Raw genomic sequence first — 25,512 nt, 5'->3', positions numbered from 1 at the left:
GTCAGCTCACGACTCCAGTCATGACGGCAACGGGTACGGCGATGAATCCGCAGGTCAGGACGAGTGCCAGGGCGTTGGCCAGGGCTTTCAGGGCGCGGTCCCGCCGGGCGTTGTTGGCGCCGAGGGTCTGGGCGGCGCTCCAGAAGCCGTGCCGGATGTGCAGGCCGAGGGCGAGCATCGCCACGATGTAGAAGACATCGGCGTACCAGTTGCGGAAGTCCGCGACGATGTTCTCGTAGGGGTGGTGCGCCTGGCCGCGCGGATTCACCGTCAGCGTCGTCAGGTCCAGGAGGTGCCAGACGATGAACAGCGCGAGGATCACCCCGCCCCAGCGCATGGTGCGGGTGGCGTAACTGGCGCGCTGCCGCCGGTGGGCGTACCGCGCGGGCCGGGCGGCCCGGTCCCGCCGGCTGAGCTGGTACGCGGCGACGCCGTGCAGCACGACGGCCGCCACCAGGCCCAGCCGCATCAGCCACAGGAACCAGCCGTGGTGCAGCACCGGCTCACCGATGGTGCGCAGCCAGGCGGCGTAGGCGTTGAACTCCGGGGCGCCGAAGAAGATCTTCAGATTGCCGAGCATGTGGCCGACGAGGAACAGCAGCATCGCCACCCCGGTGACGGCCATGACCGCCTTCTTGCCGACGGTCGAGCGCCACAGGGTCGCCGCGGGGGAGGGTCGCCGTCCGGTACGTGTCGCCAGTGCCATGGACAGGACGCTAGGCCGGGCGCCGTCATCCGTCCAAGACATGATGCGGCTGCTTTCCATAGGCAATGCCTATGCGCGATCTACGCTGGCACCATGCAGCTGCACCAGCTCCAGTACTTCACCGCCGTCGCGGACCTGCGGCACTTCACCCGTGCCGCCGAGAGCGTCCATGTGGCCCAGCCGTCGCTGTCGCAGCAGATCCGGGCGCTGGAACGGGAGCTGGGTGCCGAGCTGTTCCACCGCGCCCGGGGCCACATCACCCTCACCGACGCGGGGGAGGTCCTGCTGCCGCTGGCCCGCCGGATCCTGGCCGACGCCGAGACCGCGCGCCGCGAGGTCCAGGAGGTGGCCCAGCTCCGGCGCGGCCGGGTGCGGCTCGGGGCGCCGCCGAGCCTGTGCGCCAGCCTGGTCCCCGATGTCCTGAAGGACTTCCACCGGCGGTACCCGGGAGTCGACCTGGTGGTCCACGAGGACGGCTCGCAGGACCTCGTGCGGGTACTGGCCGCCGGGGAGCTCGACCTCGCCCTGATCATCACCCCGCTCCCCGTCCAGGCCCCCGCCCTGGCCACCGAGGAACTGCTGCGCGAGGAGCTGGTGGCGGTCTCGGCGCCGTCCGATCCCGCTCCGGTGCGCCGCGAGCGGCTGCGGATCGAGGACCTGCGCGGCCGTCCGATGGTGATGTTCCGCCGCGGCTACGACCTGCGGGAGTACACCCTCGCGGCCTGCCGGGCGGCCGGCTTCGAACCGTCCTTCTCCGTCGAGGGCGGCGAGATGGACGCGGTCCTCGGCTTCGTCCGGGCCGGCCTGGGCCTCGCCGTGGTCCCCAGCATGGTCGCGGAGCGCTCGGGCCTGCGCATCACCCCGTTCGCCGCCCCCGGCCTGCACCGCACCATCTCCGTCGCGCACCGCGGCGACGTCTCACCGCCCCGCGCCGCCCGCGAACTGCGCCGCATCCTGCTGGACGCCACTCGGGCCCGCTGACGGCCGCGCGACGGGGTCCGGCCTAGGGTCTGTCGTCTGGATCTCCGCGGCGTCGCGGTGTCCAGCACGCACATCTGCCGCGTTGTCGTCGGTCGACGACGCTCCGCGTCGCCTCCCTCCTCCGCCTTGCAGCTGCACGCACCGGACACCGCTCCTTCCCCCACGGAGATCCAGACGACAGACCCTAGAGGCCGAGCTTGGTGTCGTACACCGTGGCCACGGCGGCCTTGTCGCCCTCGGTCTCGACCCGCGCCGCCTCCTGGCGGCCGAAGGCGAAGATCGTCAGCTCACCCGGCTCACCGGTGACCGTCACGACCGGGGTGCCCTTGTGCGCGACGGCGGTCTGGCCGTCGGGGCGGCGCAGGACCAGCCCGACGGGGGACCTGCGGCCCGCGACCCGGGCCATGCGCTCCAGGCGCTTCCACAGGGTGTCGGAGAAGACGCCGTCCAGCTCACGGGGAGTCCACTCCGGCTGCGCACGGCGGACGTCCTCGGCGTGGACGAAGAACTCGACGGTGTTGGCCGCCTCGTCGATCTGCTTGAGGGAGAACGGCGACATCCGCGGCGGCCCGGTGCGGATGAGCTGCACCAGCTCCTCGAACGGCTTCTGCGCGAACTCCTGCCGGACGCGCTCCATCCGGGCGGCGAGCTGCGGGATCACGATCCCGGCCGCGGCATCGCTGCGGCGCTCGCGGACGACGAGGTGCGCGGCCAGATCGCGGGCGGTCCAGCCCTCGCAGAGCGTCGGAGCACCCGCCCCGGCGTTCTCCAGCAGATCGGCGAGGAGCAGACGTTCACGCTGCGCATGAGTCGACATGACGTCAGGTTAGGTCCACCCCTCGCCGTGCGGCTACGGCAGGGCCTTGGTGAGCTTCTTCCCGTCGACCTTGTTGCTGAGGGTCAGCGAGCAGGAGATCGTGTCCTTCTTCTGGATCTGGTACGTCATGAGCGACGGGTACAGCGCGTAGTAGTAATAGGTCTTGCCGTCGGCCGGGATACGGGCGAGACGCTTCTTGGCGTCCGGCTCGCACAGCTTCAGCACCTTGGTCTGGAGCTCGGTCTCGGTGGTGAAGCTGCCGGTCAGGGTCTCGTTCGCGACGACCTCGCCGTCGTGCGGCGAACTGCACGAGCGGGTCGTGACGACGGACACGCTGCTGTCCAGGCCCGGGTGGTCGAAGCACTTGCCCGGGTTCAGCACGACGTACGGCACCAGGTCCGGGGTCGGGCTGCTGGTGGTGGAGCCGGTGGTCGGCAGGTCGGTGGGTATGTCGAGCGTCGGCAGGTCGGTCGGCAGCGTCACCGTCGGCGTCGGGAACGCCGAGGTGGACGAGGACGAGCTGGAGCTGGTGAGCGCGTCCGGCTTCTTGTCGCCGCCACCGCTGCTGGCCAGGACGATGCCGCCGATGATCGCCCCGACGACGACCACCGCACCGATCGCTATCGCCGCGTTCCGGCCGTTGTTGTTGCCGCCGCCGGGCGGCGGGGGATAGCCGCCGCCACCGGGCGGATAGCCGTAGCCGCCGGGAGGCACCGGCGGTCCGGGAGGACCGGGCGGGCCGTAACCCCCCTGGCCCCCTGGCCCCCTTGACCACCCTGCGGATATCCGTAACCGCCCTGGCCGCCTTGCGGATAGCCGTAGCCGTCACCCGGCGGAGGAGGTGGAGTCGGCGGACCAAAGTTCTGCGGCGGACCGAAGCCGCCACCTTGCCCTGGTGGCGGCTGACCGTTCGGCGGAGGCGGAGGAAAACCCATGCACGAAGGATGCCCCATACGGGTGACAACGGCGAGCGACTAGGGAATCAAGGTCGGTGAACCTGCCGTGTTCATCACCGAACGCACCTTTTGGGCGGCGCGAAACGCCGGAGGGACCGGCGGCACAATAGAGGCATGCCCGACACCGCCGCACCGTCCCCCGCGTCCCCGTCCTCCCCGCTCGACCCGGCCGTGGCCGCCCGCCTCAAGCGCACCGCCGACGGGCTCGTCCCCGCCATCGCGCAGCAGTACGACACCGGCGAGGTGCTCATGCTCGGCTGGATGGACGACGAGGCGCTGCACCGCACGCTCACCACCGGCCGCTGCACGTACTGGAGCCGCAGCCGCGGCGAGTACTGGGTCAAGGGCGACACCTCGGGGCACGTCCAGCACGTCAAGTCCGTCGCCCTCGACTGCGACGGCGACACCCTGCTCGTCAAGGTCGACCAGACCGGTGCCGCCTGCCACACCGGCGACCGCACCTGCTTCGACGCCGACCCGCTGCCGCTGGGCCCCTGACCCCCCGACCCGGGTTCCGTCCGGTTCCGTCCGGGTCCGCCGCCACGATCCCGGTGACCTTCCCGCCTGGCCGTAAACGTTATCGGCCACTGTGGCAAGCTGTCGGTCCGCGGATCGATGGGAGGGTTCGATGACGGACCTGGGATACGACCTGGGGGCACTGGACGCGTTCACCGGCCAGCTCACCCGGATCAAACGGGGGCTCGAATCCAGCCACTCGGTGATCGACTCCTTCGACTCCGACTACGGCGACGGCCGGGTCCGCGACGCGATGCACCACTTCGAGAAGCGCTGGCGGGACGGGCGCGGCCATGTCGAGAACACCGCCGGCGTGCTGTCCTCCATGGTCACCGAGGCCGTGAAGGCCTACACCAAGGTCGACGAGGACCTGGCCAAGCAACTGCGCGACGGCACCAGGGCGCCGCAGTGAGCGGCCCGAAGTTCGACACCGGCGTCGGCTACACGCTGCGCGTCCCCGGCAGCTGGTTCGAGGTCGACGTCCGCCCCGCGACCCGGGCCGCCTCGGCGGCCGACCTCGTCAGCCGGCGCCTCACCGACCTGCCCGAACTGCGCGAGCGCCGCTCCGACATCGTCCGGCTGCTGCGCAACCAGGCGGCGGCCGCCTGGAACGCCGGCGCGGTCTACTGCGCGGTGATGGCGGAACCGGTCGCGGACGGCCTGCTGCCCGCCTGCGTCACCGTCTCCTTCGTCGCCGGGCCGGTCGACGCGAGCAGCGACGCCGAGGACCGGCTGTCCCCGCTGCTCGCACCGCTCAGCGCGAAGACGGCCAAGGCCGAGGGCGACACCTGGACCGAGCTGTCCACCGTCGAACTCCCGGACGCCGGGCCCGCCGCCCGCAGCCACGGGGTCGAGGACATCGAGGACGAGTCCGGCCGCCCGATGCGCGTCGTCACCATGCAGACCTTCGTACCGCTGCGGGACGTGAACCGCGTCGCCATCGTCTCGTGCAGCAGTCCCGCCGTGGAGGTGGCGCCGGCGCTGCTCGACGTCTTCGACGCCATCAGCTCCACCTTCCGCCTGTTCCGCGCCGCCGACCTCGTGGAGACCACATCGTGAGCCGCCCGGCCGACTGGTTCATCCTCGACCTGCACGAGGATCCGACCCCGGGGGACGTCTTCCGGGTCCGCCAACTCGCCACCACCACCCGCCGGATCGCCGACGATGCTGAGGCGGCGTCCCGGAACGTACGGGCCCTCGCCGGTGACCAGGCGACGATGACGTGGGTCGGGGCCGCCGGCGACGTCTTCAAGGAGGCGATCGGCAAGTTCCCCGGGCAGCTCGACAAGGTCGCGCACTCCCACCACCTGGCCGCCGACGCACTCGACGGCTACGCGACGTCCCTCGACTCGGCGCAGAGCCAGGCGGACCGGGCGCTCTCCCAGGGCCGTCAGGTCCACGACCAGGTGAAGAGCCTGCACGCGCAGCTCGTCACCGCCAACGGCTCGCTCACGACGCTGGACAAGGCGGTCGCCCCGCCCGACCCCGACCAGGTCAAGGAGCAGGCCCGCAAGCACACCGCCGCCCAGGGCCAGGTCACCTCCCTGCAGTCGCAGCTCAGCGGCCCCCAGGCACAGCTGGACGCCGCGAAGCGGCTCGCCGGGCAGGCGGCGGAACTGCGCAACACCGCCGCCGACACCGCGAGCAGATCGCTGCACGAGGCCGCCGACGCGGGCATCCCGCCGGACTCGTTCTGGCACAAGCTCGGGGACCTCGCCGCCAAGGCGTGGAACGGCCTCATCGTCGTCGCGAAGATCGTGGTCGCGGTCGGCGGCATCATCGCACTCATCATCGGCGGCCCGATCGCCTGGATCGTCTTCGCGGCCGCGCTGCTGGTGCTCGCGGACACCATCGCCAAGTACACCCAGGGGAAAGCGACCCTGTGGGACGTGGCCCTCGCGGCGCTGAGCTGTATTCCCATGACGAAGGGCCTCACCTCGCTGGGCGCCCTGAAGGGCGCCTTCGCCGCCGAGGGGCTGCTCGGCGTGGGCAGCCATCTGCTGGGCGCCGGATGGGGTGCGATCAAGGGCATCGGCACCGGCGCGATGGCCCTGTGGAAGGGCCGCTCGGCCATCCCGGGACTGCTGCGCGCCCTGCCGTTCACCGCCCTGGGCAAGCTGACGTCGATGGCCACCGAGCTGCGGTACGGGGCCTCCGGCGCGCTGACCGGCTTCGGGGCCGGCTTCGGTGACGGGGCGGGGCTCTTCGGCTCGTTCCGGTCCAGCCTGTCCGAGGGCCTCCAGGGCTGGCGCGGCGGCACCCAGGCGGCGTCGGAACTGCCGTCCCAGGGAGCGCGCGCCTGGCAGGGCTCGGGCGGCTACCCGGGGATCGACCTCTGGCACGACACCGTCATCCCGGCGGGCACCAACGCCGAGGCGCTGCACCCGCGGATCACCGGATTCGCGATGCCGGAGGGGACGATGGCGTCGCTGGGCGGTGACTCCGCCGAGATCAGCAAGGGAGTCCAGGTGGGACCGTCCGACCTCAACCAGTACATCCAGCACGAGTACCGGACCGAGGGCGTCACCCTGCACTTCAACTCCGACGTGCCGGCGGCCGGCGCCTACGCGAACGCCAACCCGCAGTTCGGCGGGGGCGGCCTGCCGCAGTACTTCGTCCCCGACGTGATGTCGCACATCGACTCCGGCGCCATCTCCGTCATCGACCACAGCGGAAACGTCCTGCCGGTCTCGCCGAACGGCATCGCCACCGTCGGCCCCGGGCAGAACATTCCGCTGCACAACTTCGACCTGCCGTCCGGGTCGCCGATCCTGACCAACAACCGGACGGCGGCCACCGCCGCGGGCGGCACCACCATCGTCGGCGGTATCACCAGGAGTTCGGTTTACGGCTCCCAGCTCACGGCGCCGAGCCGATGAGCGCCGGAACGCCGGACGACGTCCGGGCGCCGATCGCGGCCGCCGGCACGCGGGAGAACCCGCACGCGCACCTCGATCCGATCGTGGCGGCCGAGCTGTCCTGGGGGAACCGGATCACGAAGGACTGGCACATCGTCGACTACCACTTCGGGGACTGGCTGCTCACGCTGGAGAAGCCCTTCCACGTGGACCGCCTCCGGGAGACCTTCGTCTTCCCCGGCACCATCCGGCTCGGCACCTACGCGAGACATTCCGACGGATCCGGCGGCGTCCGGATGTGCCTGGGCGACCAGCTGAACCTGATGGGCATCGAGGCGCCGCTGCCCAAGGACCTGCCCGCCGTCAACGCGGAGATCGAGCTATGAGCCAGCACCCGGACCCGACCCCGCAGCCGATCGAGGTCTCCCCGCTGATCTACCGGCTCGCCGACAGCATCGTGCTGATCGGCGTCCGGACGGGCGACCGCGGCCCGGAACCGCTCTACACGGATGTCTCCGGAACGCTGTGCGCCGTCGCGTACACCGACCCGGAGGAGATCCGGCGCGATCTGCCCGAGGGCTACCGGCTGTTCCAGATCACCGTTCCGGAACTGCTCGCCCAACTGCCGCCCGCGGCCGGTCTGATCATCGATCCGCGCGCCGCCTCGCCGATCCATGTGGCCGCCGAGGAGCGCGATGTGGTGATCGCGGCGGGCCTGCCCTTCCCGGCCGGCGCGTACATCAAGGTCAAGGCGTCCGCGGACCCGCAGCCCCGGCTGCTGGCCGCCGCACTGCCGCGGATCGAGGCGATGGCCGCGGTGCGGCGGCTGTACCTCACGCGCTACCGGGTCGCGGACGCCCGGGAGAAGATCCTGGTGGTGTACGAGGTCGACGGGGTGCCGGGAGCCGACACCGCGGCCGCCGACGCGGTGCTGGCCGCCGCGGCCGACATCGCCCTGGCCGACCCGGTGCAGATCGTGGCCCTCGGCGACGTTCCCGAGGATCTGCGGGCCGTCGTTCTCGCCGACGTGGAGCCCGCGTACGTCCGGCCGGATCTGCGGGGCTGAGCGGGCACCTGCGCGCAGGCCCATTACGCTGCCGCTATGACCACCGCTACTGTCGCGCCCGACCTCGAAACGTTCCGCAAGCTGGCGGAGGACCGCCGGGTGATCCCCGTCAGCCGGAGGCTGTTGGCGGACGGCGACACCCCGGTCGGGCTGTACCGCAAGCTCGCGGGCGAGCGTCCGGGAACGTTCCTGCTGGAGTCCGCGGAGAACGGCCGCTCGTGGTCGCGGTACTCGTTCGTCGGGGTGCGCAGCGCCGCGACGCTGACCGAGCGCGACGGGCAGGCGCACTGGCAGGGGACCCCGCCGGTGGGCGTGCCGACCGGCGGTGATCCGCTGGAGGCGCTGCGGGTCACGGTCGAGACGCTGCACACCCCGCGTGACCTGCACGCGGGCGGCGGGCTGCCGCCGTTCACCGGCGGGATGGTCGGCTACCTCGGCTACGACATCGTGCGCCGCCTGGAGAAGATCGGCGAGCACGGTGAGGACGAACTGCGGCTGCCCGAGCTGACGATGCTGCTCACCTCGGACCTGGCGGTGCTGGACCACTGGGACGGCAGCGTGCTGCTGATCGCGAACGCGATCAACCACAACGACCTGGCCACCGGCATCGACGAGGCGTACGCCGACGCCGTCGCCCGGCTGGACGCGATGGCCGCCGACCTGGCCCGGCCGGCCGCGTCGGCCGCCGTCGAGCTGCCCGCCTCGGAGCTGCCGGAGTTCACCGGACGCTGGGGCTCGGCGGCCTACCAGGCGGCAGTCGAGGACATCAAGGAGCGGATCCGGGCGGGTGAGGCGTTCCAGGTGGTGCCCTCGCAGCGGTTCGAGACCCCGTGTCCGGCGAGCGCGCTGGACGTGTACCGGGTGCTGCGGGCGACCAACCCGAGTCCGTACATGTACCTGTTCCGCTTCGACGGCTTCGATGTCGTGGGCTCCAGCCCCGAGGCGCTGGTCAAGGTCGAGGACGGCCGGGCGCTGGTGCACCCGATCGCCGGCACCCGGCCGCGCGGCGCGACCCCGCAGGAGGACGCGGCGCTGGGGGAGGAGCTGATGGCGGACCCCAAGGAGCGCGCCGAGCATCTGATGCTGGTGGACCTGGGCCGCAACGACCTGGGGCGGGTGTGCGAACCGGGCAGCGTCGAGGTCGTCGACTTCATGTCCGTCGAGCGCTACAGCCACGTCATGCACATCGTCTCGACCGTCACCGGCCGGGTGGCCGAGGGGCGCACCGCCTTCGACGTGCTGACGGCCTGCTTCCCGGCCGGGACCCTGTCCGGCGCCCCCAAGCCGCGCGCGATGCAGATCATCGACGAGCTGGAGCCGGTCCGCCGCGGTCTGTACGGCGGCTGCGTCGGCTATCTGGACTTCGCCGGCGACTCCGACACCGCGATCGCCATCCGCACCGCGCTGCTGCGCGACGGTACGGCGTACGTCCAGGCGGGCGCCGGTGTCGTCGCCGACTCGGACCCGGTCGCCGAGGACACCGAATGCCGCAACAAGGCGGCGGCGGTGCTGCGCGCGGTGGCGACCGCGAGCCGGCTGCACACCGACGCGCGGGCGTGACCGCGGGACCACGATGACGGTGGGAACACCCGAAGGCGGGGCGGCCAGGACCGGGCCGCCCCGCCGTGCTTCACGGGGCCGTCAGCCCGTGAAGGCCGAGGTGCCGTTCGGGGTGCCGAGACCCGTCGGGCCGTCGTATCCGGCCTTGGCGGTGCACAGGTACGAGCCCGAGCAACTGCCGTTGGAGCCGCTCGTCACGTCGTTGAGCGCCGAGGTGTGGGCGTACGGGAACGAGGTCGGGTACGAACCGGACGACGGGGCGCCGGCGATGGCGTACACGCCCGCGATGATCGGCGCCGAGGCGCTGGTGCCACCGAAGGTGTAGTACCCGGCGGCGATCCCGTAGGAGTCGTAGATCGCCACACCGGTGGCCGGGTCGGCGACCGCCGACACGTCGGAGATGGTCCGCTTGGCGCAGCCGGTGTCCTTCTGCCAGGACTGCTTGGCGTCATAGGCGGAGCAGCCGGAGCCGGTGCCCTCGGTGCTGTTCGTGGACCAGACGGTCTCGGTCCAGCCACGCGCGTTGGAGGCGGTCTTGAGGGCGGTGCCGCCGACCGAGGTCACGTACTTGGAGGCGGCGGGGTACTCGGCGCCGTAGGCGGAGTCACCGGCGCTGACCGTGATCGCGACGCCCGGGTGGTTGAAGTAGCTGCTGTCGTAGGAGGCGTCGGAGGAGGACTCCCCGCCGCCGTAGCTGTTCGAGACGTACTTCGCGCCCAGGGTGACGGCACGGTTCACCGCGGTGCCGAGGTTCGCCATCGAGGGGGTCTTGGCCTCGACGAGAAGGATCTTGCACTTGGGGCAGATCGCGCTGGCCATGTCGACGTCGAGGGATATCTCCTCCGACCAGCCGGCGTCGGCGGTGGGCAGCGCGGTGGTGCTGCCGGTCTGGCTGACCTTCTTGAAGCAGCCGTTGGCCGTGGTGCAGGCCGGCAGCCCGTAGTGCGAGCGGTAGACGCCGAGGTCCGCCTCGGCGTTCGGGTCGTCGTAGGCGTCGACGATCGCGATGGTCCGCCCGGCGCCGTTGGCGGCCGCCGCGGAGGTCAGCCCGTAGGCCTTCTGAAGATCACTCGGGCCGTAACCTGTGGGGGTGGCGGCGGCCGCGTCGGGGGTGATCGTCGTGCCACGGACGTTGGTGGTGTGCACCGTCCCGCTGGTGACGCGGAGCGCCTTGCACGCCATCTCGCCCGCCTTGGGCAGGGCGCAGGCGCGAGCGGTGTGGACGGCCTGATCCGCGTTCACGGTGACGTTCTGGGCCGCGCCGGTCCGCGCGACCGGCTGCGCGTCGGCGGACGGGGCGATGGCGAAGCCCGCCAGGGCCAGTCCCGCGACGGCGGTGAGGGAGAGTCCGGCGCGCCGAAGCGCCGCCGGAGTAAGGGTTGTGCGCAACGTACTGCCTCCTGTGGCTGTAAACCGGGGGCTGTGCGGGGGGAGTTGATCCGCCGGAGCGAGGTGGTCGCACGGGGGATCGGCGCGAACGTATTGTGACGAGCACACGTCAACAAGACGGCAGACGGAGTCTCTACCTCCGCTTTGCTTTCGGCGGTGATCGCATGGGCGAAAACTTGCTCACTCATGGACTGGTCGGTGCATGGAATCGACTCGTGGTGGTCTGTCCCTGATCGGTCCCCCGCCTGTGCCGCCCGCGGGCCGACGCGCGATAGTGGTCTACGTGACTGCCGTGCCCCAGCCCCGCCCCGCCGAAGAATCCGCGACCACCGCGACCGCCCCGGTTCCGACCGGGACCGCGCCGGATCCCACCGCGACCGCCCAGGAACCCGCCGCCGACCCCGTGGTGACGGGGCCGCCGGCGCGCACCCGCGCCGCGGGCCGCCGCAGCCTGGCCCTCGCGCTGCTGCTCGGCGTCGCCGGCGCCGCCGTCACGCTGCTCGCGGCGGGCAAGACCTGGGCCCACGGGACCGCGAAGTACGCCGAGGGCTCGGTGGCCCTCACGGTCTCCGGCAGCGAGATCACCGGCGTGCCCGGCGCGCTCGCGCTCGTCGGCCTCGCCGCCCTGGTCGCCGTGTTCGCCGTCCGCGGCATCGGCCGCTCCGTCGTCTCGGGACTCCTCGTGCTGTGCGGCGTGGGCATCGTGACCGCCGCCCTCACCGACGGCCCCGGCTCCGCCCTGGCCGCGGCCGCCACGGCCGCCACGACACTGGCCAGTACGACCGTCGTCGGTGAGACTTCCACCACATGGCCGTGGGTCGCCGCCGCCGGGGGAGCGCTGCTGTTCGCGGCCGGAGTGCTCGCCGTGCTGCGCGGCCGCCACTGGCCGGGGATGTCCAACCGCTACGACCGGGACGGCGCCACCGGCCTGCCGTCCCGGAAGGCCGGGCGCCCCGCCCCGGACCCCGAGCGCCCCGAGGAGCTGTGGAAGGCCCTCGACCGCGGCGAGGACCCGACCGGGGGCTGACCGGGTCCGACCGGGGGCCGACCGGTGCCGGCCGGGGGCCCGCCCACGCCGCACCCCCGTGCACGGAGCGCTCCGGGAACGCGCAAGAATGGACGAGGAAAACTTCCCCGACCGAGAACATATTGGGAGCACTCATGGCGGGCACCAACCACGGCCACACCCCTGCCGCCTGGACCGGCGTCATAATCGCCTTCATCGGATTCTGCGTCTCGGGTGCCTTCATGGTGATGGCCGAGCCGCTCGGATTCTGGGCGGGCCTGGTCGTGGTCCTGCTCGGTGGCGTCGTCGGCCTCGTGATGCGCGCGATGGGCCTGGGCCAGCCCCGGAAGCCCGCCCACAGCTGACGTCCCACTCCAACGGCACGACACGCACCACGCGGGCGCGGCCCCGGCTGATCCGGGGCTGCGCCTTCGTACGTCACGGGGCACAATCAGGCACGTGACCGACAAGCTGACCGCCGTGCCGCCGCCCGCCGGCGCCGCCGCGCCGCATCACGAGCCGTGGCCCGCCCCGGAGCCCGCGCCGCCCGCCGGCCGGCTGCGGCGGGCCGCCGTGCCGCTCGGGGTGCTGGCGGGAGTCGTCTCCGCGTTCGCGTACGTCGGAGCGGTCGACCCGAACACCCCCGGCCACTACCCCGTCTGCCCGCTGCTGAAGTACACCGGGATCTACTGTCCCGGCTGCGGCGGGCTGCGCAGCGCCCACGCGGTCGCGCACGGTGACTTCGGCGCGGCCCTCGGTCTGAACGCGCTGGCGGTCGCGGCCTACGTGCTCTTCGCCGTCGTCTGGGTGGTGTGGCTGTCGCGGACGCTGCGCGGCCGTCCGTTCGAGATCCGGCTGCGGCCGGCGTACTGGTGGGCGATCGGCGCGGTGGTCCTGTTCTTCAGCGTCGCCCGGAACCTGCCGTTCGGATCCGCGCTCGCCCCCTAGCGCCCCGCCGGACGCGTGCCCGGCCCCGGACGGAGCGGAGCCACGGTGGCGCCGACACGCCGGGCGATGGCAGGAACCGGCCATGTGGTGTCCGGTCCTGTCCCCTGGCGGCCGGTGAAACCCTGCCACGGGAAACCGGCGGCTACCCCTGGTAGCCGCATTTGTCCAGGTAGTGGGACCGCGATCGACCGGATGCGCGCCCTCCGCCCTCGGCCGGATACCATCAGTGAGCCGACGCGAGCATTTGCTGGCTTGATCGTTGACTGGCTTGATCGTTTCGGTGTACGGACCGTGCTCCACCACCCAGCCCGGAAGGGGACCGCTCGCGTGAGTGTGCTCGACGAGATCATCGACGGAGTCCGCGCCGACCTCGCCGACCGGCAGGCTCAGGTCTCCATCGACGAGCTCAAGGAGCGGGCCGGCAAGGCACGCGAAGCGATGGACGGAGTCGCCGCGCTGCGCGGTGACAGCGTCAAGGTGATCTGCGAGGTCAAGCGCTCCAGCCCCTCCAAGGGCGCGCTGGCCGCCATCGCCGACCCGGCCGGACTCGCCGCCGACTACGAGGCGGGCGGCGCCGCGGTCATCAGCGTCCTGACCGAACAGCGCAAGTTCGGCGGCTCCCTCGCCGACCTCGAAGCGGTCCGCGCCAAGGTCGACATCCCGGTGCTCCGCAAGGACTTCATCGTCACCGCGTACCAGCTGTGGGAGGCCCGCGCCTACGGCGCCGACCTCGCCCTGCTGATCGTCTCCGCCCTGGAGCAGGACGCGCTGGTCTCGCTCATCGAGCGTGCGACCTCGATCGGGCTCACCCCGATCGTCGAGGTGCACGACGAGGAGGAGGTCGCCCGCGCGGTCGACGCCGGCGCCCGGATCATCGGCGTCAACGCCCGGAACCTCAAGACCCTCGAGGTCGACCGCGGCAACTTCGCGCGCATCGCGCCCGAGATCCCGGACGAGATCGTGAAGATCGCCGAGTCCGGTGTCCGCGGCCCGCACGACCTCATCGCCTACGCCAACGACGGCGCCGACGCCGTGCTCGTCGGCGAGTCCCTGGTGACCGGCAAGGACCCGCGGGCGGCCGTCGCCGACCTCGTGGCCGCCGGCGCCCACCCCGCCCTGCGGTTCGGGCGGAACTGACCCCATGTCCATCGCGACCCGCCTCGCGCCCGGCTGCCGCCCCCGCGGCTGCCGCGCGCCTGCGCGTCGCGTATTGGGCCGTCGGGTGCGTTATGTGATCGGCGGCGAGCCCGGACAGGTCAACGGAATGCGATGGCGTCGCGGCTGAGCCGCGACACTTCCATCAGCCATCGCATTTCACTGTCAGGGGACTCCTGTGTCTGCCATGTCAGAATTCTTCATTCCCGATCCCGAGGGTCGGATCCCGAACGCCGAAGGCTACTTCGGCGCGTTCGGCGGCAAGTTCATCCCGGAGGCGCTGGTCGCCGCCGTGGACGAGGTCGCCGCGGAGTACGAGAAGGCCAAGGCCGACCCGGCCTTCGCCGCCGAGCTGAACGACCTGATGGTCAACTACACCGGCCGGCCGAGCGCGCTCACCGAGGTCGCGCGGTTCGCCGAGCACGCGGGCGGCGCCCGGGTGTTCCTCAAGCGCGAGGACCTCAACCACACCGGCTCGCACAAGATCAACAACGTGTTGGGCCAGGCGCTGCTCACCAAGCGGATGGGCAAGACCCGCGTCATCGCCGAGACCGGCGCCGGCCAGCACGGCGTCGCCACCGCCACCGCGTGCGCGCTCTTCGGCCTCGAGTGCACCATCTACATGGGCGAGGTCGACACCAAGCGCCAGGCGCTGAACGTCGCGCGGATGCGGATGCTCGGCGCCGAGGTCGTCTCCGTGACGTCCGGCAGCCGCACCCTCAAGGACGCCATCAACGAGGCGTTCCGCGACTGGGTCGCCAACGTCGACCGCACCCACTACCTCTTCGGCACGGTGGCGGGACCGCACCCCTTCCCGGCACTGGTCCGTGACTTCCACCGGGTCATCGGCGTCGAGGCCCGCCGACAGATCCTGGAGCGCACCGGACGGCTCCCCGACGCCGCCGTCGCCTGTGTCGGCGGCGGATCGAACGCCATCGGGCTCTTCCACGCCTTCCTCCCCGACGCGGGCGTCCGCCTGGTCGGCTGCGAGCCCGCGGGCCACGGCGTGGAGACCGGCGAGCACGCCGCCACCCTCAGCCAGGGCGAACCCGGCATCCTGCACGGCTCCCGCTCCTACGTCCTCCAGGACGACGAGGGGCAGATCACCGAGCCCTACTCGATCTCGGCGGGACTGGACTACCCGGGCGTCGGCCCGGAGCACTCCTACCTCAAGGACACCGGCCGCGCCGAGTACCGCGCGATCACCGACGACGACGCGATGCAGGCGCTGCGCCTGCTCTCGCGGACCGAGGGCATCATCCCCGCGATCGAGAGCGCGCACGCGCTCGCCGGGGCGCTGGAGATCGGCCGCGAGCTGGGCCCGGACGCCCTGCTCCTGGTGAACCTCTCAGGACGCGGCGACAAGGACATGGACACCGCCGCCCGCTACTTCGGTCTGTACGAGAACGAGAACGAGCAGGGGGAAGCCAAGTGAGCGGCAACATCGCGCTGTTGAACGCGGCCCTGGCCGCGGCGAAGGCCGAGAACCGGGCCGCGCTGGTCGGCTACCTCCCGGCCGGATTCCCCACCGTCGACGGCGGCATCGAAGCGGTCAAGGCGATGCTCGAAGGCGGCTGCGACGTCGTCGAGATCGGCCTGCCGCACAGCGACCCGGTGCTCGACGGACCGGTCATCCAGACCGCCGACGACATCGCGCTGCGCGGCGGCGTCCGGATCAAGGACGTGCTGCGCACCGTCCGCGAGGCGCACGCCGCCACCGGAGCGCCGGTGCTGGTCATGACGTACTGGAACCCGGTCGACCGCTACGGCGCCGAGCGGTTCGCCGCCGACCTCGCCGAGGCGGGCGGCGCCGGCTGCATCCTGCCCGACCTGCCGGTCGAGGAGTCCGAGGTGTGGCGCAAGGCCGCGGAGCTGCACGGTCTGGCCACCGTCTTCGTGGTCGCGCCGAGCAGCCGCGACGCGCGGCTCGCCAAGATCACCGCGGTGGGCACCGGCTTCGTCTACGCGGCGTCGCTGATGGGCGTCACCGGCACCCGGGTGAGCGTCGGCGAGCAGGCGGCCGACCTCGTCCTGCGCACCCGCGCCACCACGGACCTGCCGGTCTGTGTCGGCCTGGGCGTCTCCAACCCCGAGCAGGCCGCCGAGGTCGCCGCCTTCGCGGACGGCGTCATCGTCGGCTCCGCGTTCGTCAAGCGGCTGCTCGACGCGCCCGACCTGGAAACGGGCCTGGCCGGGGTGCGGGAGCTGGCCGGCGAGCTGGCGGCGGGCGTCCGCAAGCGCACCGGGGCGGTCCGGCAGAGCCGGTAGGACAGATCGTTTTAGTCCCTCATTAGGGCGAATCGGGACCGGGGAGGCGCAGCGACGCCTCCCCGGTTCGTTGTCCAGGGGTGTGAGCCAGAAGAACCGTGAAGGAAAGCGCACCGCCCGTGAGGCGATGCATGAACAGCGCGAGAAGGACAAGGCGCGCGACAAGCGCAAGAGGACACTGATCGTCGGTGGTGCCGTCGTCGTGGTCCTGGCGATTGCCGGGGTGGTGGCCGGGGTGCTGGCCAACCACACGAGCGAACCGGCCAAACCGGTGGCGTCCCCGAAGGGCGCGACCGGCAACGACAACCTCGTCATCCCCACCGGCGCGGCCGCCGCGCCGTCCACCCTGACCGTCTACGAGGACTTCCGCTGCCCCGGCTGCGGCATGTTCGAGAAGACCTTCCGCGACACCGTGCACTCCCTGGAGGACAGCGGCGCGCTGAAGGCCGACTACCACCTGGTGACGATCATCGACGGGAACATGGGCGGCACCGGCTCGCTGAACGCGGGCAACGCCGCCGTCTGCGCGCAGGACGCGGGCAAGTTCCGGGCGTTCCACGACGTTCTCTACGAGAACCAGCCGGACGAGCGGGAGGACAAGTTCGGGGACAAGGCGTATCTGCTGGAACTCGCCGACAAGGTGCCGGGGCTGAAGACCGACACCTTCACCGCGTGTGTGAACAACGGCACGTACGACACCTGGATCAAGAAGTCGGCCGCCGCCTTCGGCGGCTCCGGGTTCAGCTCCACCCCGACCGTCCTGCTCAACGGCAAGAGCGTCTACGGAAACCAGACCGACCCGCTGACCCCGGACAAGCTCAAGCAGCAGGTCGAGGCGGCCAACAAGGGCAAGAAGGCGGGCACCGTCACGCCGACCCCCACGTCCTGACCCCCGCCCCGACCGCATCACGACCGCATCACGACGGCAGGGCCGTTACGCGTCCGTAGCCGGGCTGGTTGCCACTCCACCCGCCCGGCACGGTAGCGTCGGCCCTGCTATGGAGATCCTCGCTTTCATTCCCAGTCCGTCCAGCGGTGTGGTGTACCTCGGACCCATCCCGCTCCGCGGCTATGCGTTCTGCATCATCATCGGCGTCTTCGTAGCCGTCTGGCTCGGAAACAAGCGGTGGGTGGCCCGCGGCGGCCAGAAGGGGACCGTCGCGGACATCGCCGTGTGGGCGGTGCCCTTCGGCCTCGTCGGCGGCCGGCTCTACCACGTCATCACCGACTACGAGCTGTACTTCGGTGACGGCAAGGACTGGGTCAACGCGTTCAAGATCTGGGAGGGCGGCCTCGGCATCTGGGGCGCGATCGCGCTCGGTGCGGTCGGCGCCTGGATCGGCTGCCGCCGCCGGGGCATCCCGCTGCCGGCCTGGGCGGACGCCCTCGCCCCGGGCATCGCGCTGGCGCAGGCCTGCGGCCGCTGGGGCAACTGGTTCAACCAGGAGCTCTACGGGCGCGCCACCGACCTGCCGTGGGCGCTGAAGATCAGCGCCACCGACAGCCACCCGGGCGGCACCTACCACCCGACGTTCCTGTACGAGTCGCTGTGGTGCGTCGGTGTCGCGCTGCTGGTGATCTGGGCGGACCGCAAGTACGGCCTCGGCCACGGCCGGGCCTTCGCGCTGTACGTCGCGTCGTACTGCGTGGGCCGCTTCTGGATCGAGTACATGCGCGTCGACGACGCCCACCACATCCTGGGCCTGCGGCTGAACGACTGGACCTCGATCGTCGTCTTCATCGGCGCCGTGGTCTACATGGTGCTGTCGGCACGGTGGCACCCGGGCGTCGAGACGGTCGTGGAGCCGGCGGCCGCGGGCGGCGACGTGAGCCTCGACAAGGGCCCCGCGGACGCGGACGCCGAGAAGAACGGCAAGGACGCCGATTCCCAGGCCTCCGGTACCGAGGACTCCGACGGCGGGGATTCCGAAGCCCTGAACTCTGGCGCGAAGGTGTCCGAGAACGATGGCGCAGAGGCGTCCAAATCCTCCTGAACCTCCCCTCTCCTCCCACGGCCGCCGGCTCATTCGAGCCCGGCGGCCGCGGTGTTTTCGCAGGTAGGACAGCCTTTCCTAGCTGGAATGCGGCGGAATTCGCGCGTACCTTCGGGGTGTTCGCAGGGAGGGGACCGGGGCGAGTGCGCCGGCCGGAGGGAGTACCGCCAACATGTCGACGGCCGTCGAGACCGATGAGAAGCCCGCGCCGTACCACGTCGCGCACCACACCCACCGGGACGTCAGCGGTGGCTGGCTGCGGCCCGCGGTCTTCGGGGCGATGGACGGACTGGTCTCGAACCTCGCGCTGATGACCGGTGTCGCCGGCGGTGCCGTCGACACGAAGGTGATCGTGGTCACCGGGCTGGCGGGGCTGGCGGCCGGCGCGTTCTCGATGGCGGCGGGGGAGTACACCTCGGTGGCCTCGCAGCGCGAGCTGGTCGAGGCGGAGCTGGACATCGAACGGCTGGAGCTGAGCCGGCACCCCAAGGACGAGCTGCGGGAACTGGCCGCGCTGTACGTGTCCCGCGGGGTGGAGCCCGAGCTGGCGATGGAGGTCGCCCGGCAGATGTCGGCCGACCCCGAGCAGGCGCTGGAGATACACGCCCGCGAGGAACTGGGCATCGACCCGTCGGACCTGCCGTCGCCGCTGGTGGCGGCCGGCTCCTCGTTCGTGTCGTTCGCGCTCGGCGCGCTGCTGCCGGTGCTGCCGTACCTGCTGGGCGCCACGGCGCTGTGGCCCGCGCTGGTGCTGGCGCTGATCGGGCTGTTCGCCTGCGGCGCCGCGGTGGCACGGGTGACGGCCCGCTCCTGGTGGTTCAGCGGAATCCGGCAGCTCCTGTTGGGCGGAGCGGCTGCCGGGGTTACCTTCGTATTGGGTTCATTCATCGGTACCGCCGTCGGCTGAGCCGCGTGATCGAGGCCACAAGCCTCGTGTTGTTTCCCTCTCGTTTCAGGTACCGCGCCACCGGGCATCAGACCGTGGCGCCGGGCGGGATCCGCCCCGGGCAACTCTGTAACGACATGGTCCGTAGGTACTGCGTACTCCCTGCATACACCGCGCCTTGTCCACATGATGGAACTGAGTATCCGCTTCTCGAACACTCGGTCATCATGTAACCTGCACGAAATCGCAGAGGGCCAACGTCGTCCCTATTGCGCATGCCTATGACAGGCACTGCATATATGCCAATGACGACGACGGGAGAGCCGATGCGTTCCGCGTTCATGGACGGGCGACCCGCCCCGCAGGGAATGTACGACCCCCGCAACGAGCACGACGCCTGTGGCGTCGGCTTCGTGGCCACCCTGACGGGCGAGGCCAGCCACGCGCTGGTCGAGCAGGCACTGACCGTTCTGCGCAATCTGGAGCACCGCGGTGCCACCGGTTCCGAACCCGACTCGGGTGACGGCGCGGGCATCCTCCTCCAGGTCCCGGACGCGTTTCTGCGCGAAGCCGCCGGGTTCGCCCTCCCCGAGGCCGGCCACTACGCCGTAGGCATCGGATTCCTGCCCGTCGACACCGAGGACCGCACCAAGGCGGTCGACGCGATCGAGCGGATCGCCGTCGAAGAGGGCCTCAGCGTCCTCGGCTGGCGCGAGGTCCCCGTCGCGCCGCAGCTGCTGGGTGCCACCGCCCGCTCGACGATGCCGCACTTCGCCCAGCTCTTCGTGGCCGACGGCACCGGCACCAGGTCCGGCCTGGCGCTGGACCGGCCCGCCTTCGTGCTGCGCAAGCGCGCCGAGCGCGAGGCCGACGTCTACTTCCCGTCGCTGTCCGCGCGCACGATCATCTACAAGGGCATGCTCACCACCGGGCAGCTGGAGCCGTTCTTCCCGGACCTGTCGGACCGGCGGACCGCCACCGCGATCGCCCTGGTGCACTCCCGCTTCTCCACCAACACCTTCCCGAGCTGGCCGCTGGCCCACCCGTACCGGTTCGTGGCGCACAACGGTGAGATCAACACCGTCAAGGGCAACCGCAACTGGATGCGGGCCCGCGAGTCGCAGCTCGACAGCGACCTGTTCGACGGCAGCCTGGAGCGGGTCTTCCCGGTCTGCACCCCCGGCGCCTCGGACACCGCGTCCTTCGACGAGGTGCTGGAACTGCTGCACCTCGGCGGCCGCTCACTGCCGCACAGCGTGCTGATGATGATCCCCGAGGCATGGGAGAACCACGCCTCGATGGAGCCGGCCCGCCGCGCGTTCTACCAGTACCACTCCACGATCATGGAGCCCTGGGACGGCCCGGCCTGCGTCACCTTCACCGACGGCACCCAGGTCGGCGCGGTCCTGGACCGCAACGGTCTGCGCCCCGGCCGCTACTGGGTGACCGACGACGGCCTCGTCGTGCTCGCCTCGGAATCCGGCGTCCTGGACATCGAACCCGGCAAGATCGTCCGCAAGGGACGGCTGCAGCCCGGCAAGATGTTCCTCGTCGACACCGCCGAGCACCGCATCATCGAGGACGACGAGATCAAGACGGCGCTGGCCGCCGAGCACCCGTACGCGGAGTGGCTCGACGCCGGGCTGATCGCCCTGGAGGACCTGCCCGAGCGTGAGCACATCGTGCACACCCATGCCTCGGTCACCCGCCGCCAGCAGACCTTCGGCTACACCGAGGAAGAGCTGCGCGTCATCCTCGCCCCGATGGCCAAGACCGGCGGCGAACCGCTCGGCTCCATGGGTACCGACTCGCCGATCGCGGCGCTGTCCGACCGCCCCCGGCTGCTCTTCGACTACTTCACCCAGCTGTTCGCGCAGGTCACCAACCCGCCGCTGGACGCCATCCGCGAGGAGCTCGTCACCTCGCTGATCTCCACGGTCGGCCCCGGCGGCAACCTGCTGGAGCCGTCACCGGCCTCCTGTCGCAACGTCGTGCTGCCCTTCCCGGTGATAGACAACGACGAGCTGGCGAAGCTCATCCACATCAACGCCGACGGCGACCTGCCCGGCCTCGGCGCCGCGACCCTGTCCGGCCTGTACCGGGTCGCGGGCGGCGGCGAGTCCCTCGCGGCGCGCCTCACCGAGATCTGCGCCGAGGTCGACGCCGCGATGGAGGACGGCGCGCGCCTCATCGTGCTGTCCGACCGGCACTCCGACGCCGAGCACGCGCCGATCCCGTCGCTGCTGCTCACCTCGGCCGTCCACCACCACCTGATCCGCACCAAGCAGCGCACCCAGGTCGGCCTGATCGTCGAGGCCGGCGATGTGCGCGAGGTGCACCACGTCGCGCTGCTCATCGGCTACGGTGCCGCGGCCGTCAACCCGTACCTGGCCATGGAGTCCGTCGAGGACCTGGCCCGCGCGGACACCTTCCTGCAGGGCATCGAGGCCGAGGACGCGATCCGCAACCTCATCAAGGCGCTCGGCAAGGGCGTCCTGAAGGTCATGTCCAAGATGGGCATCTCCACCGTCGCCTCCTACCGCGGCGCGCAGGTCTTCGAGGCCATCGGCCTGGACACCGAGTTCGTCGACACCTACTTCCACGGCACCGACACCAAACTCGGCGGCTCCGGCCTCGACGTGGTCGCCCGGGAGGTCGCCTCCCGGCACGCCAAGGCCTACCCGGTCTCCGGCATCGCCGCAGCGCACCGCCGCCTCGACATCGGCGGCGAGTACCAGTGGCGCCGCGAGGGCGAACCGCACCTGTTCGACCCGGACACGGTCTTCCGGCTGCAGCACTCCACGCGCACCCGCCGCTACGACATCTTCAAGCAGTACACCAGCCGCGTCGACGAGCAGTCGGAGCGCCTGATGACGCTGCGCGGGCTGTTCAACTTCAAGGAGGGCCGCACCCCGATCTCCATCGACGAGGTCGAGCCGGTCTCCTCGATCGTCCGGCGCTTCTCCACCGGCGCCATGTCGTACGGCTCCATCTCCATGGAGGCGCACGAGACCCTCGCCATCGCCATGAACCAGCTGGGCGGCAAGTCCAACACCGGTGAGGGCGGCGAGGACGCCGAGCGGCTCTACGACCCGGCCCGGCGCAGCGCCATCAAGCAGGTCGCCTCCGGCCGCTTCGGCGTGACCAGCGAATACCTGGTCAACTCCGACGACATCCAGATCAAGATGGCGCAGGGCGCCAAGCCCGGCGAGGGCGGCCAGCTGCCCGGCCACAAGGTCTACCCCTGGGTCGCCAAGACCCGGCACAGCACGCCCGGCGTCGGCCTGATCTCGCCGCCGCCGCACCACGACATCTACTCGATCGAGGACCTCGCCCAGCTCATCCACGACCTGAAGAACGCCAACCCCAAGGCGCGCATTCACGTCAAGCTGGTCTCCGAGGTCGGCGTCGGCACCGTCGCCGCCGGTGTCTCCAAGGCACACGCGGACGTCGTCCTGATCTCCGGCCACGACGGCGGAACGGGCGCCTCGCCGCTCACCTCGCTCAAGCACGCGGGCGGCCCCTGGGAGCTCGGCCTCGCCGAGACCCAGCAGACGCTGCTGCTCAACGGGCTGCGCGACCGTATCGTCGTGCAGACCGACGGCCAGCTCAAGACCGGCCGCGACGTCGTCATCGCCGCCCTGCTGGGCGCCGAGGAGTTCGGCTTCGCGACCGCCCCGCTGGTCGTCTCGGGCTGCATCATGATGCGCGTCTGCCACCTGGACACCTGCCCGGTCGGCGTCGCCACCCAGAACCCGGTGCTGCGCGAGCGCTTCAGCGGCAAGGCCGAGTACATCGTCAACTTCTTCGAGTTCATCGCCGAAGAGGTCCGCGAGATCCTCGCCGAGCTGGGCTTCCGCACCATCGAGGAGGCCGTCGGCCACGCCGAGCTCATCGACGCCGGCCGCGCCGTCGACCACTGGAAGGCGCAGGGCCTGGACCTGGCCCCGCTGCTGTACGTGCCGGAACTGCCCGACGGCGCGGTCCGCCACCAGGTCACGGTGCAGGACCACGGCCTGGAGAAGGCGCTCGACAACACGCTGATCCAGCTCGCCGAGGAGGCGCTGGCCACCGGCGCCCCGGTCCGCGTCCAGCTCCCGATCCGCAACGTCAACCGCACGGTCGGCACCATGCTCGGCCACGAGGTGACGAAGAAGTACGGCGGCGCGGGCCTGCCAGAGGACACCATCGACATCACCCTGACCGGCTCCGCCGGCCAGTCGTTCGGCGCCTTCCTCCCCCGGGGCATCACGCTCCGCCTGGAGGGCGACGCCAACGACTACGTCGGCAAGGGCCTGTCCGGCGGCCGCGTCATCGTCCGCCCGGACCGCGGCGCCGACCACCTCGCCGAGTTCTCCACCATCGCGGGCAACACCATCGCGTACGGGGCGACCGGCGGCGAGCTGTTCCTGCGCGGCCGGACCGGCGAACGGTTCTGCGTCCGCAACTCCGGCGCCACCGTCGTCTCGGAGGGCGTGGGCGACCACGGCTGCGAGTACATGACGGGTGGCCGGGCCGTCGTCCTGGGCGAGACGGGCCGCAACTTCGCGGCCGGCATGTCCGGCGGCATCGCGTACGTCCTCGACCTCGACCCGGACAACGTCAACACCGGCATGGTCAACGTCGAGGCGCTCGACGCCGAGGACATCACGTGGCTGCACGATGTCGTGCGCCGCCACCAGGAGGAGACCGGCTCCACCGTCGCCGAGAAGCTGCTCGGCGACTGGGGAACCACCCTCACCCGCTTCGGCAAGGTCATGCCGAGGGACTACAAGGCAGTGCTCGCCGCCAAGAACGCCGCCGAGCAGGCCGGACTCTCCGAGTCCGAGACCACCGCGAAGATGATGGAGGCGGCTAATGGCTGACCCCAAGGGCTTCCTCACCACGCCCCGCCAGCTGTGCGACCGGCGTCCCGTCGAGGAGCGCAAGCAGGACTGGAACGAGGTCTACATCCCCGGCGGGCTGTTGCCGATCATCAGCAAGCAGGCCGGCCGCTGCATGGACTGCGGCATCCCGTTCTGCCACAACGGCTGTCCGCTCGGAAACCTCATCCCCGAGTGGAACGACTACGCGTACCGCGAGGACTGGACCGCGGCCAGCGAGCGGCTGCACGCGACCAACAACTTCCCGGAGTTCACCGGCCGGCTGTGCCCCGCGCCCTGCGAGTCCGCCTGTGTGCTGGGCATCAACCAGGACGCCGTCACCATCAAGAACGTCGAAGTCACCATCATCGACAAGGCGTGGGACAGCGGTGACGTGACCCCGCAGCCGCCGGAGCGGCTGTCCGGCAAGACCGTCGCCGTCATCGGCTCGGGCCCGGCGGGACTCGCCGCCGCCCAGCAGCTGACCCGCGCCGGCCACACGGTCGCGGTGTACGAGCGCGCCGACCGCATCGGCGGCCTGCTGCGCTACGGCATCCCCGAGTTCAAGATGGAAAAGCGGCACATCAACCGCCGTATCGAGCAGATGCGCGCCGAGGGCACCAAGTTCCGCACCGGTGTCCAGATCGGCACCGACCTGCTGGGCGACAAGCTCAAGAAGCGCTATGACGCGGTCGTCATCGCCGCCGGTGCCACCCAGGCCCGCGATCTGCCGGTGCCCGGCCGTGAGCTCGGCGGCATCCACCAGGCGATGGAGTACCTGCCGCTCGCCAACAAGGTGCAGGAGGGCGACTTCGTCGCTCCGCCGATCACCGCCGAGGGCAAGCACGTGGTCGTCATCGGCGGCGGCGACACCGGCGCCGACTGCGTCGGCACCGCCCACCGCCAGGGCGCGGCCTCGGTCACCCAGCTGGAGATCATGCCGCGGCCGTCCGACGACCGCCCGGACAACCAGCCCTGGCCGACGATGCCGATGACGTACAAGGTCACCTCGGCGCACGAGGAGGGCGGCGAGCGCGTCTACGCCGTCAACACCGTGAAGTTCGAGGGCGACGAGGACGGCAACGTCCAGTCGCTGCACCTGGTCGAGGTGGTGTTCCAGGACGGGAAGTTCGTGCCGCAGCCGGGCACCGAGCGCTCCATCCCGGCCCAGCTCGTCACGCTGGCCATGGGCTTCACCGGCACCGACCAGAAGAACGGCCTGATCGACCAGCTCGGCCTGGAACTGGACGCGCGCGGCAACATCGCCCGCGACCAGAGCTACGCGACCAACGTCGGCGGCGTGTTCGTCGCCGGTGACGCGGGCCGCGGCCAGTCGCTCATCGTGTGGGCCATCGCCGAGGGCCGCTCGGCCGCCAGCGCGGTGGACCGCTTCCTGACCGGCGCCAGCACCCTGCCCGCCCCGGTCCGCCCGACGGACCGCCCGGTCACGGTCTGACCGGCCTCAGCTGTCCCGTCCGACGACGTACGGAACAATTGCGGCGCCTGCCCCACCCCGACCACGGGGGGCAGGCGCCGCAGCCGTT

General features: G+C 71.2%; 24 protein-coding genes. 20 read left to right on the top strand and 4 right to left on the bottom strand.

Annotated elements, in window-relative coordinates; all coding sequences use genetic code 11:
- Position 1: 1 nt before the first annotated feature.
- Complete coding sequence (locus LNW72_RS12060) at positions 2-706, bottom strand: succinate dehydrogenase cytochrome b subunit (protein WP_250975398.1); 705 nt, start codon at positions 704-706, stop codon at positions 2-4.
- A gap of 93 nt (positions 707-799) precedes the next feature.
- On the opposite strand from LNW72_RS12060, the gene LNW72_RS12055 reads away from it, so the two are divergent.
- A complete protein-coding gene (locus tag LNW72_RS12055) occupies positions 800-1,687 on the top strand; it encodes a LysR family transcriptional regulator (protein WP_250975397.1) in 888 nt (295 codons plus the stop codon).
- A 184-nt stretch (positions 1,688-1,871) separates the two neighbouring features.
- On the opposite strand, the gene LNW72_RS12050 is transcribed toward LNW72_RS12055, so the two are convergent.
- Together LNW72_RS12050 and LNW72_RS12045 are read right to left on the bottom strand one after the other, a co-directional pair.
- Positions 1,872-2,504 carry a TIGR03085 family metal-binding protein gene (locus LNW72_RS12050; protein ID WP_250975396.1) on the bottom strand — a complete coding sequence of 211 codons (633 nt, stop codon included), beginning with the start codon at positions 2,502-2,504 and terminating at the stop codon, positions 1,872-1,874.
- A 33-nt stretch (positions 2,505-2,537) separates the two neighbouring features.
- Complete coding sequence (locus tag LNW72_RS12045) at positions 2,538-3,218, bottom strand: hypothetical protein (protein WP_250975395.1); 681 nt, start codon at positions 3,216-3,218, stop codon at positions 2,538-2,540.
- 356 nt (positions 3,219-3,574) lie between these two features.
- Here LNW72_RS12045 and hisI point away from each other — a divergent pair, with 356 nt between their 5' ends.
- From hisI to LNW72_RS12010, 7 genes are all read left to right on the top strand, one after another.
- Positions 3,575-3,958, top strand: a complete 384-nt coding sequence (gene hisI / locus LNW72_RS12040; protein WP_164296057.1) for a phosphoribosyl-AMP cyclohydrolase — start codon at positions 3,575-3,577, stop codon at positions 3,956-3,958.
- A 130-nt stretch (positions 3,959-4,088) separates the two neighbouring features.
- The gene (locus LNW72_RS12035; protein WP_250975394.1) at positions 4,089-4,388 is read left to right on the top strand and encodes a hypothetical protein; all 300 of its coding nucleotides are present in this window, start codon (positions 4,089-4,091) and stop codon (positions 4,386-4,388) included.
- Positions 4,385-5,035 (top strand): hypothetical protein, encoded by a 651-nt coding sequence (locus LNW72_RS12030; protein WP_250975393.1) that lies wholly within the window; start codon positions 4,385-4,387, stop codon positions 5,033-5,035. Before LNW72_RS12035 ends, LNW72_RS12030 begins: the two co-directional genes overlap by 4 nt.
- The gene (locus LNW72_RS12025; protein WP_250975392.1) at positions 5,032-6,855 is read left to right on the top strand and encodes a putative T7SS-secreted protein; all 1,824 of its coding nucleotides are present in this window, start codon (positions 5,032-5,034) and stop codon (positions 6,853-6,855) included. The genes LNW72_RS12030 and LNW72_RS12025 overlap by 4 nt, the downstream gene beginning before the upstream one ends.
- On the top strand, positions 6,852-7,220 hold the full coding sequence (locus tag LNW72_RS12020; protein ID WP_250975391.1) for a hypothetical protein: 369 nt from the start codon (positions 6,852-6,854) through the stop codon (positions 7,218-7,220). The genes LNW72_RS12025 and LNW72_RS12020 overlap by 4 nt, the downstream gene beginning before the upstream one ends.
- Complete coding sequence (locus LNW72_RS12015) at positions 7,217-7,900, top strand: enhanced serine sensitivity protein SseB C-terminal domain-containing protein (protein ID WP_250975390.1); 684 nt, start codon at positions 7,217-7,219, stop codon at positions 7,898-7,900. Before LNW72_RS12020 ends, LNW72_RS12015 begins: the two co-directional genes overlap by 4 nt.
- A 36-nt stretch (positions 7,901-7,936) precedes the next feature.
- Complete coding sequence (locus LNW72_RS12010) at positions 7,937-9,460, top strand: anthranilate synthase component I (protein ID WP_250975389.1); 1,524 nt, start codon at positions 7,937-7,939, stop codon at positions 9,458-9,460.
- A gap of 81 nt (positions 9,461-9,541) precedes the next feature.
- Here LNW72_RS12010 and LNW72_RS12005 read toward each other — a convergent pair whose 3' ends face one another.
- Entirely contained in the window at positions 9,542-10,849 is a 1,308-nt protein-coding gene (locus tag LNW72_RS12005) for a peptidase S8 (protein WP_250975388.1), read from the bottom strand.
- Between the two features lie 283 nt (positions 10,850-11,132).
- Between LNW72_RS12005 and LNW72_RS12000 the strand changes: the two genes are divergently transcribed.
- From LNW72_RS12000 to LNW72_RS11950, 12 genes are all read left to right on the top strand, one after another.
- Positions 11,133-11,876, top strand: coding sequence for a TIGR02234 family membrane protein (locus LNW72_RS12000; RefSeq protein ID WP_374117219.1), 744 nt, complete (start codon positions 11,133-11,135; stop codon positions 11,874-11,876).
- A 134-nt stretch (positions 11,877-12,010) separates the two neighbouring features.
- Positions 12,011-12,220: an HGxxPAAW family protein gene (locus tag LNW72_RS11995; protein ID WP_138358680.1), complete on the top strand. Its 210-nt coding sequence runs from the start codon at positions 12,011-12,013 to the stop codon at positions 12,218-12,220.
- Between the two features lie 94 nt (positions 12,221-12,314).
- Positions 12,315-12,803, top strand: coding sequence for a DUF2752 domain-containing protein (locus LNW72_RS11990; RefSeq protein WP_374117218.1), 489 nt, complete (start codon positions 12,315-12,317; stop codon positions 12,801-12,803).
- Between the two features lie 327 nt (positions 12,804-13,130).
- A complete protein-coding gene (gene trpC, locus LNW72_RS11985) occupies positions 13,131-13,940 on the top strand; it encodes an indole-3-glycerol phosphate synthase TrpC (protein ID WP_250975387.1) in 810 nt (269 codons plus the stop codon).
- A gap of 4 nt (positions 13,941-13,944) precedes the next feature.
- Positions 13,945-14,088 (top strand): tryptophan biosynthesis modulator TrpM, encoded by a 144-nt coding sequence (trpM, locus tag LNW72_RS42060; RefSeq protein ID WP_374117216.1) that lies wholly within the window; start codon positions 13,945-13,947, stop codon positions 14,086-14,088.
- A gap of 57 nt (positions 14,089-14,145) precedes the next feature.
- A complete protein-coding gene (gene trpB, locus LNW72_RS11980; RefSeq protein WP_250975386.1) occupies positions 14,146-15,393 on the top strand; it encodes a tryptophan synthase subunit beta in 1,248 nt (415 codons plus the stop codon).
- Entirely contained in the window at positions 15,390-16,226 is an 837-nt protein-coding gene (gene trpA / locus LNW72_RS11975; RefSeq protein ID WP_250975385.1) for a tryptophan synthase subunit alpha, read from the top strand. The genes trpB and trpA overlap by 4 nt, the downstream gene beginning before the upstream one ends.
- 82 nt (positions 16,227-16,308) lie before the next feature.
- Positions 16,309-17,115, top strand: a complete 807-nt coding sequence (locus LNW72_RS11970; protein ID WP_250975384.1) for a thioredoxin domain-containing protein — start codon at positions 16,309-16,311, stop codon at positions 17,113-17,115.
- 109 nt (positions 17,116-17,224) lie between these two features.
- Positions 17,225-18,220: a prolipoprotein diacylglyceryl transferase gene (lgt, locus tag LNW72_RS11965; protein ID WP_250975383.1), complete on the top strand. Its 996-nt coding sequence runs from the start codon at positions 17,225-17,227 to the stop codon at positions 18,218-18,220.
- Positions 18,221-18,392: 172 nt separating this feature from the next.
- Positions 18,393-19,127, top strand: coding sequence for a VIT1/CCC1 transporter family protein (locus LNW72_RS11960; protein ID WP_250975382.1), 735 nt, complete (start codon positions 18,393-18,395; stop codon positions 19,125-19,127).
- A 305-nt stretch (positions 19,128-19,432) separates the two neighbouring features.
- Positions 19,433-23,971 carry a glutamate synthase large subunit gene (gene gltB, locus LNW72_RS11955; RefSeq protein ID WP_250975381.1) on the top strand — a complete coding sequence of 1,513 codons (4,539 nt, stop codon included), beginning with the start codon at positions 19,433-19,435 and terminating at the stop codon, positions 23,969-23,971.
- A complete protein-coding gene (locus LNW72_RS11950; RefSeq protein WP_250975380.1) occupies positions 23,964-25,424 on the top strand; it encodes a glutamate synthase subunit beta in 1,461 nt (486 codons plus the stop codon). Before gltB ends, LNW72_RS11950 begins: the two co-directional genes overlap by 8 nt.
- The last annotated feature ends 88 nt before the right edge of the window (positions 25,425-25,512 follow it).

The sequence above is a fragment of the Streptomyces sp. RKAG293 genome, from assembly GCF_023701745.1.
Lineage (GTDB): Bacteria > Actinomycetota > Actinomycetes > Streptomycetales > Streptomycetaceae > Actinacidiphila.
The sequence above is the reverse complement of the archived record's forward strand: the minus strand, read 5'-3'. Positions and strand labels throughout refer to the sequence as shown.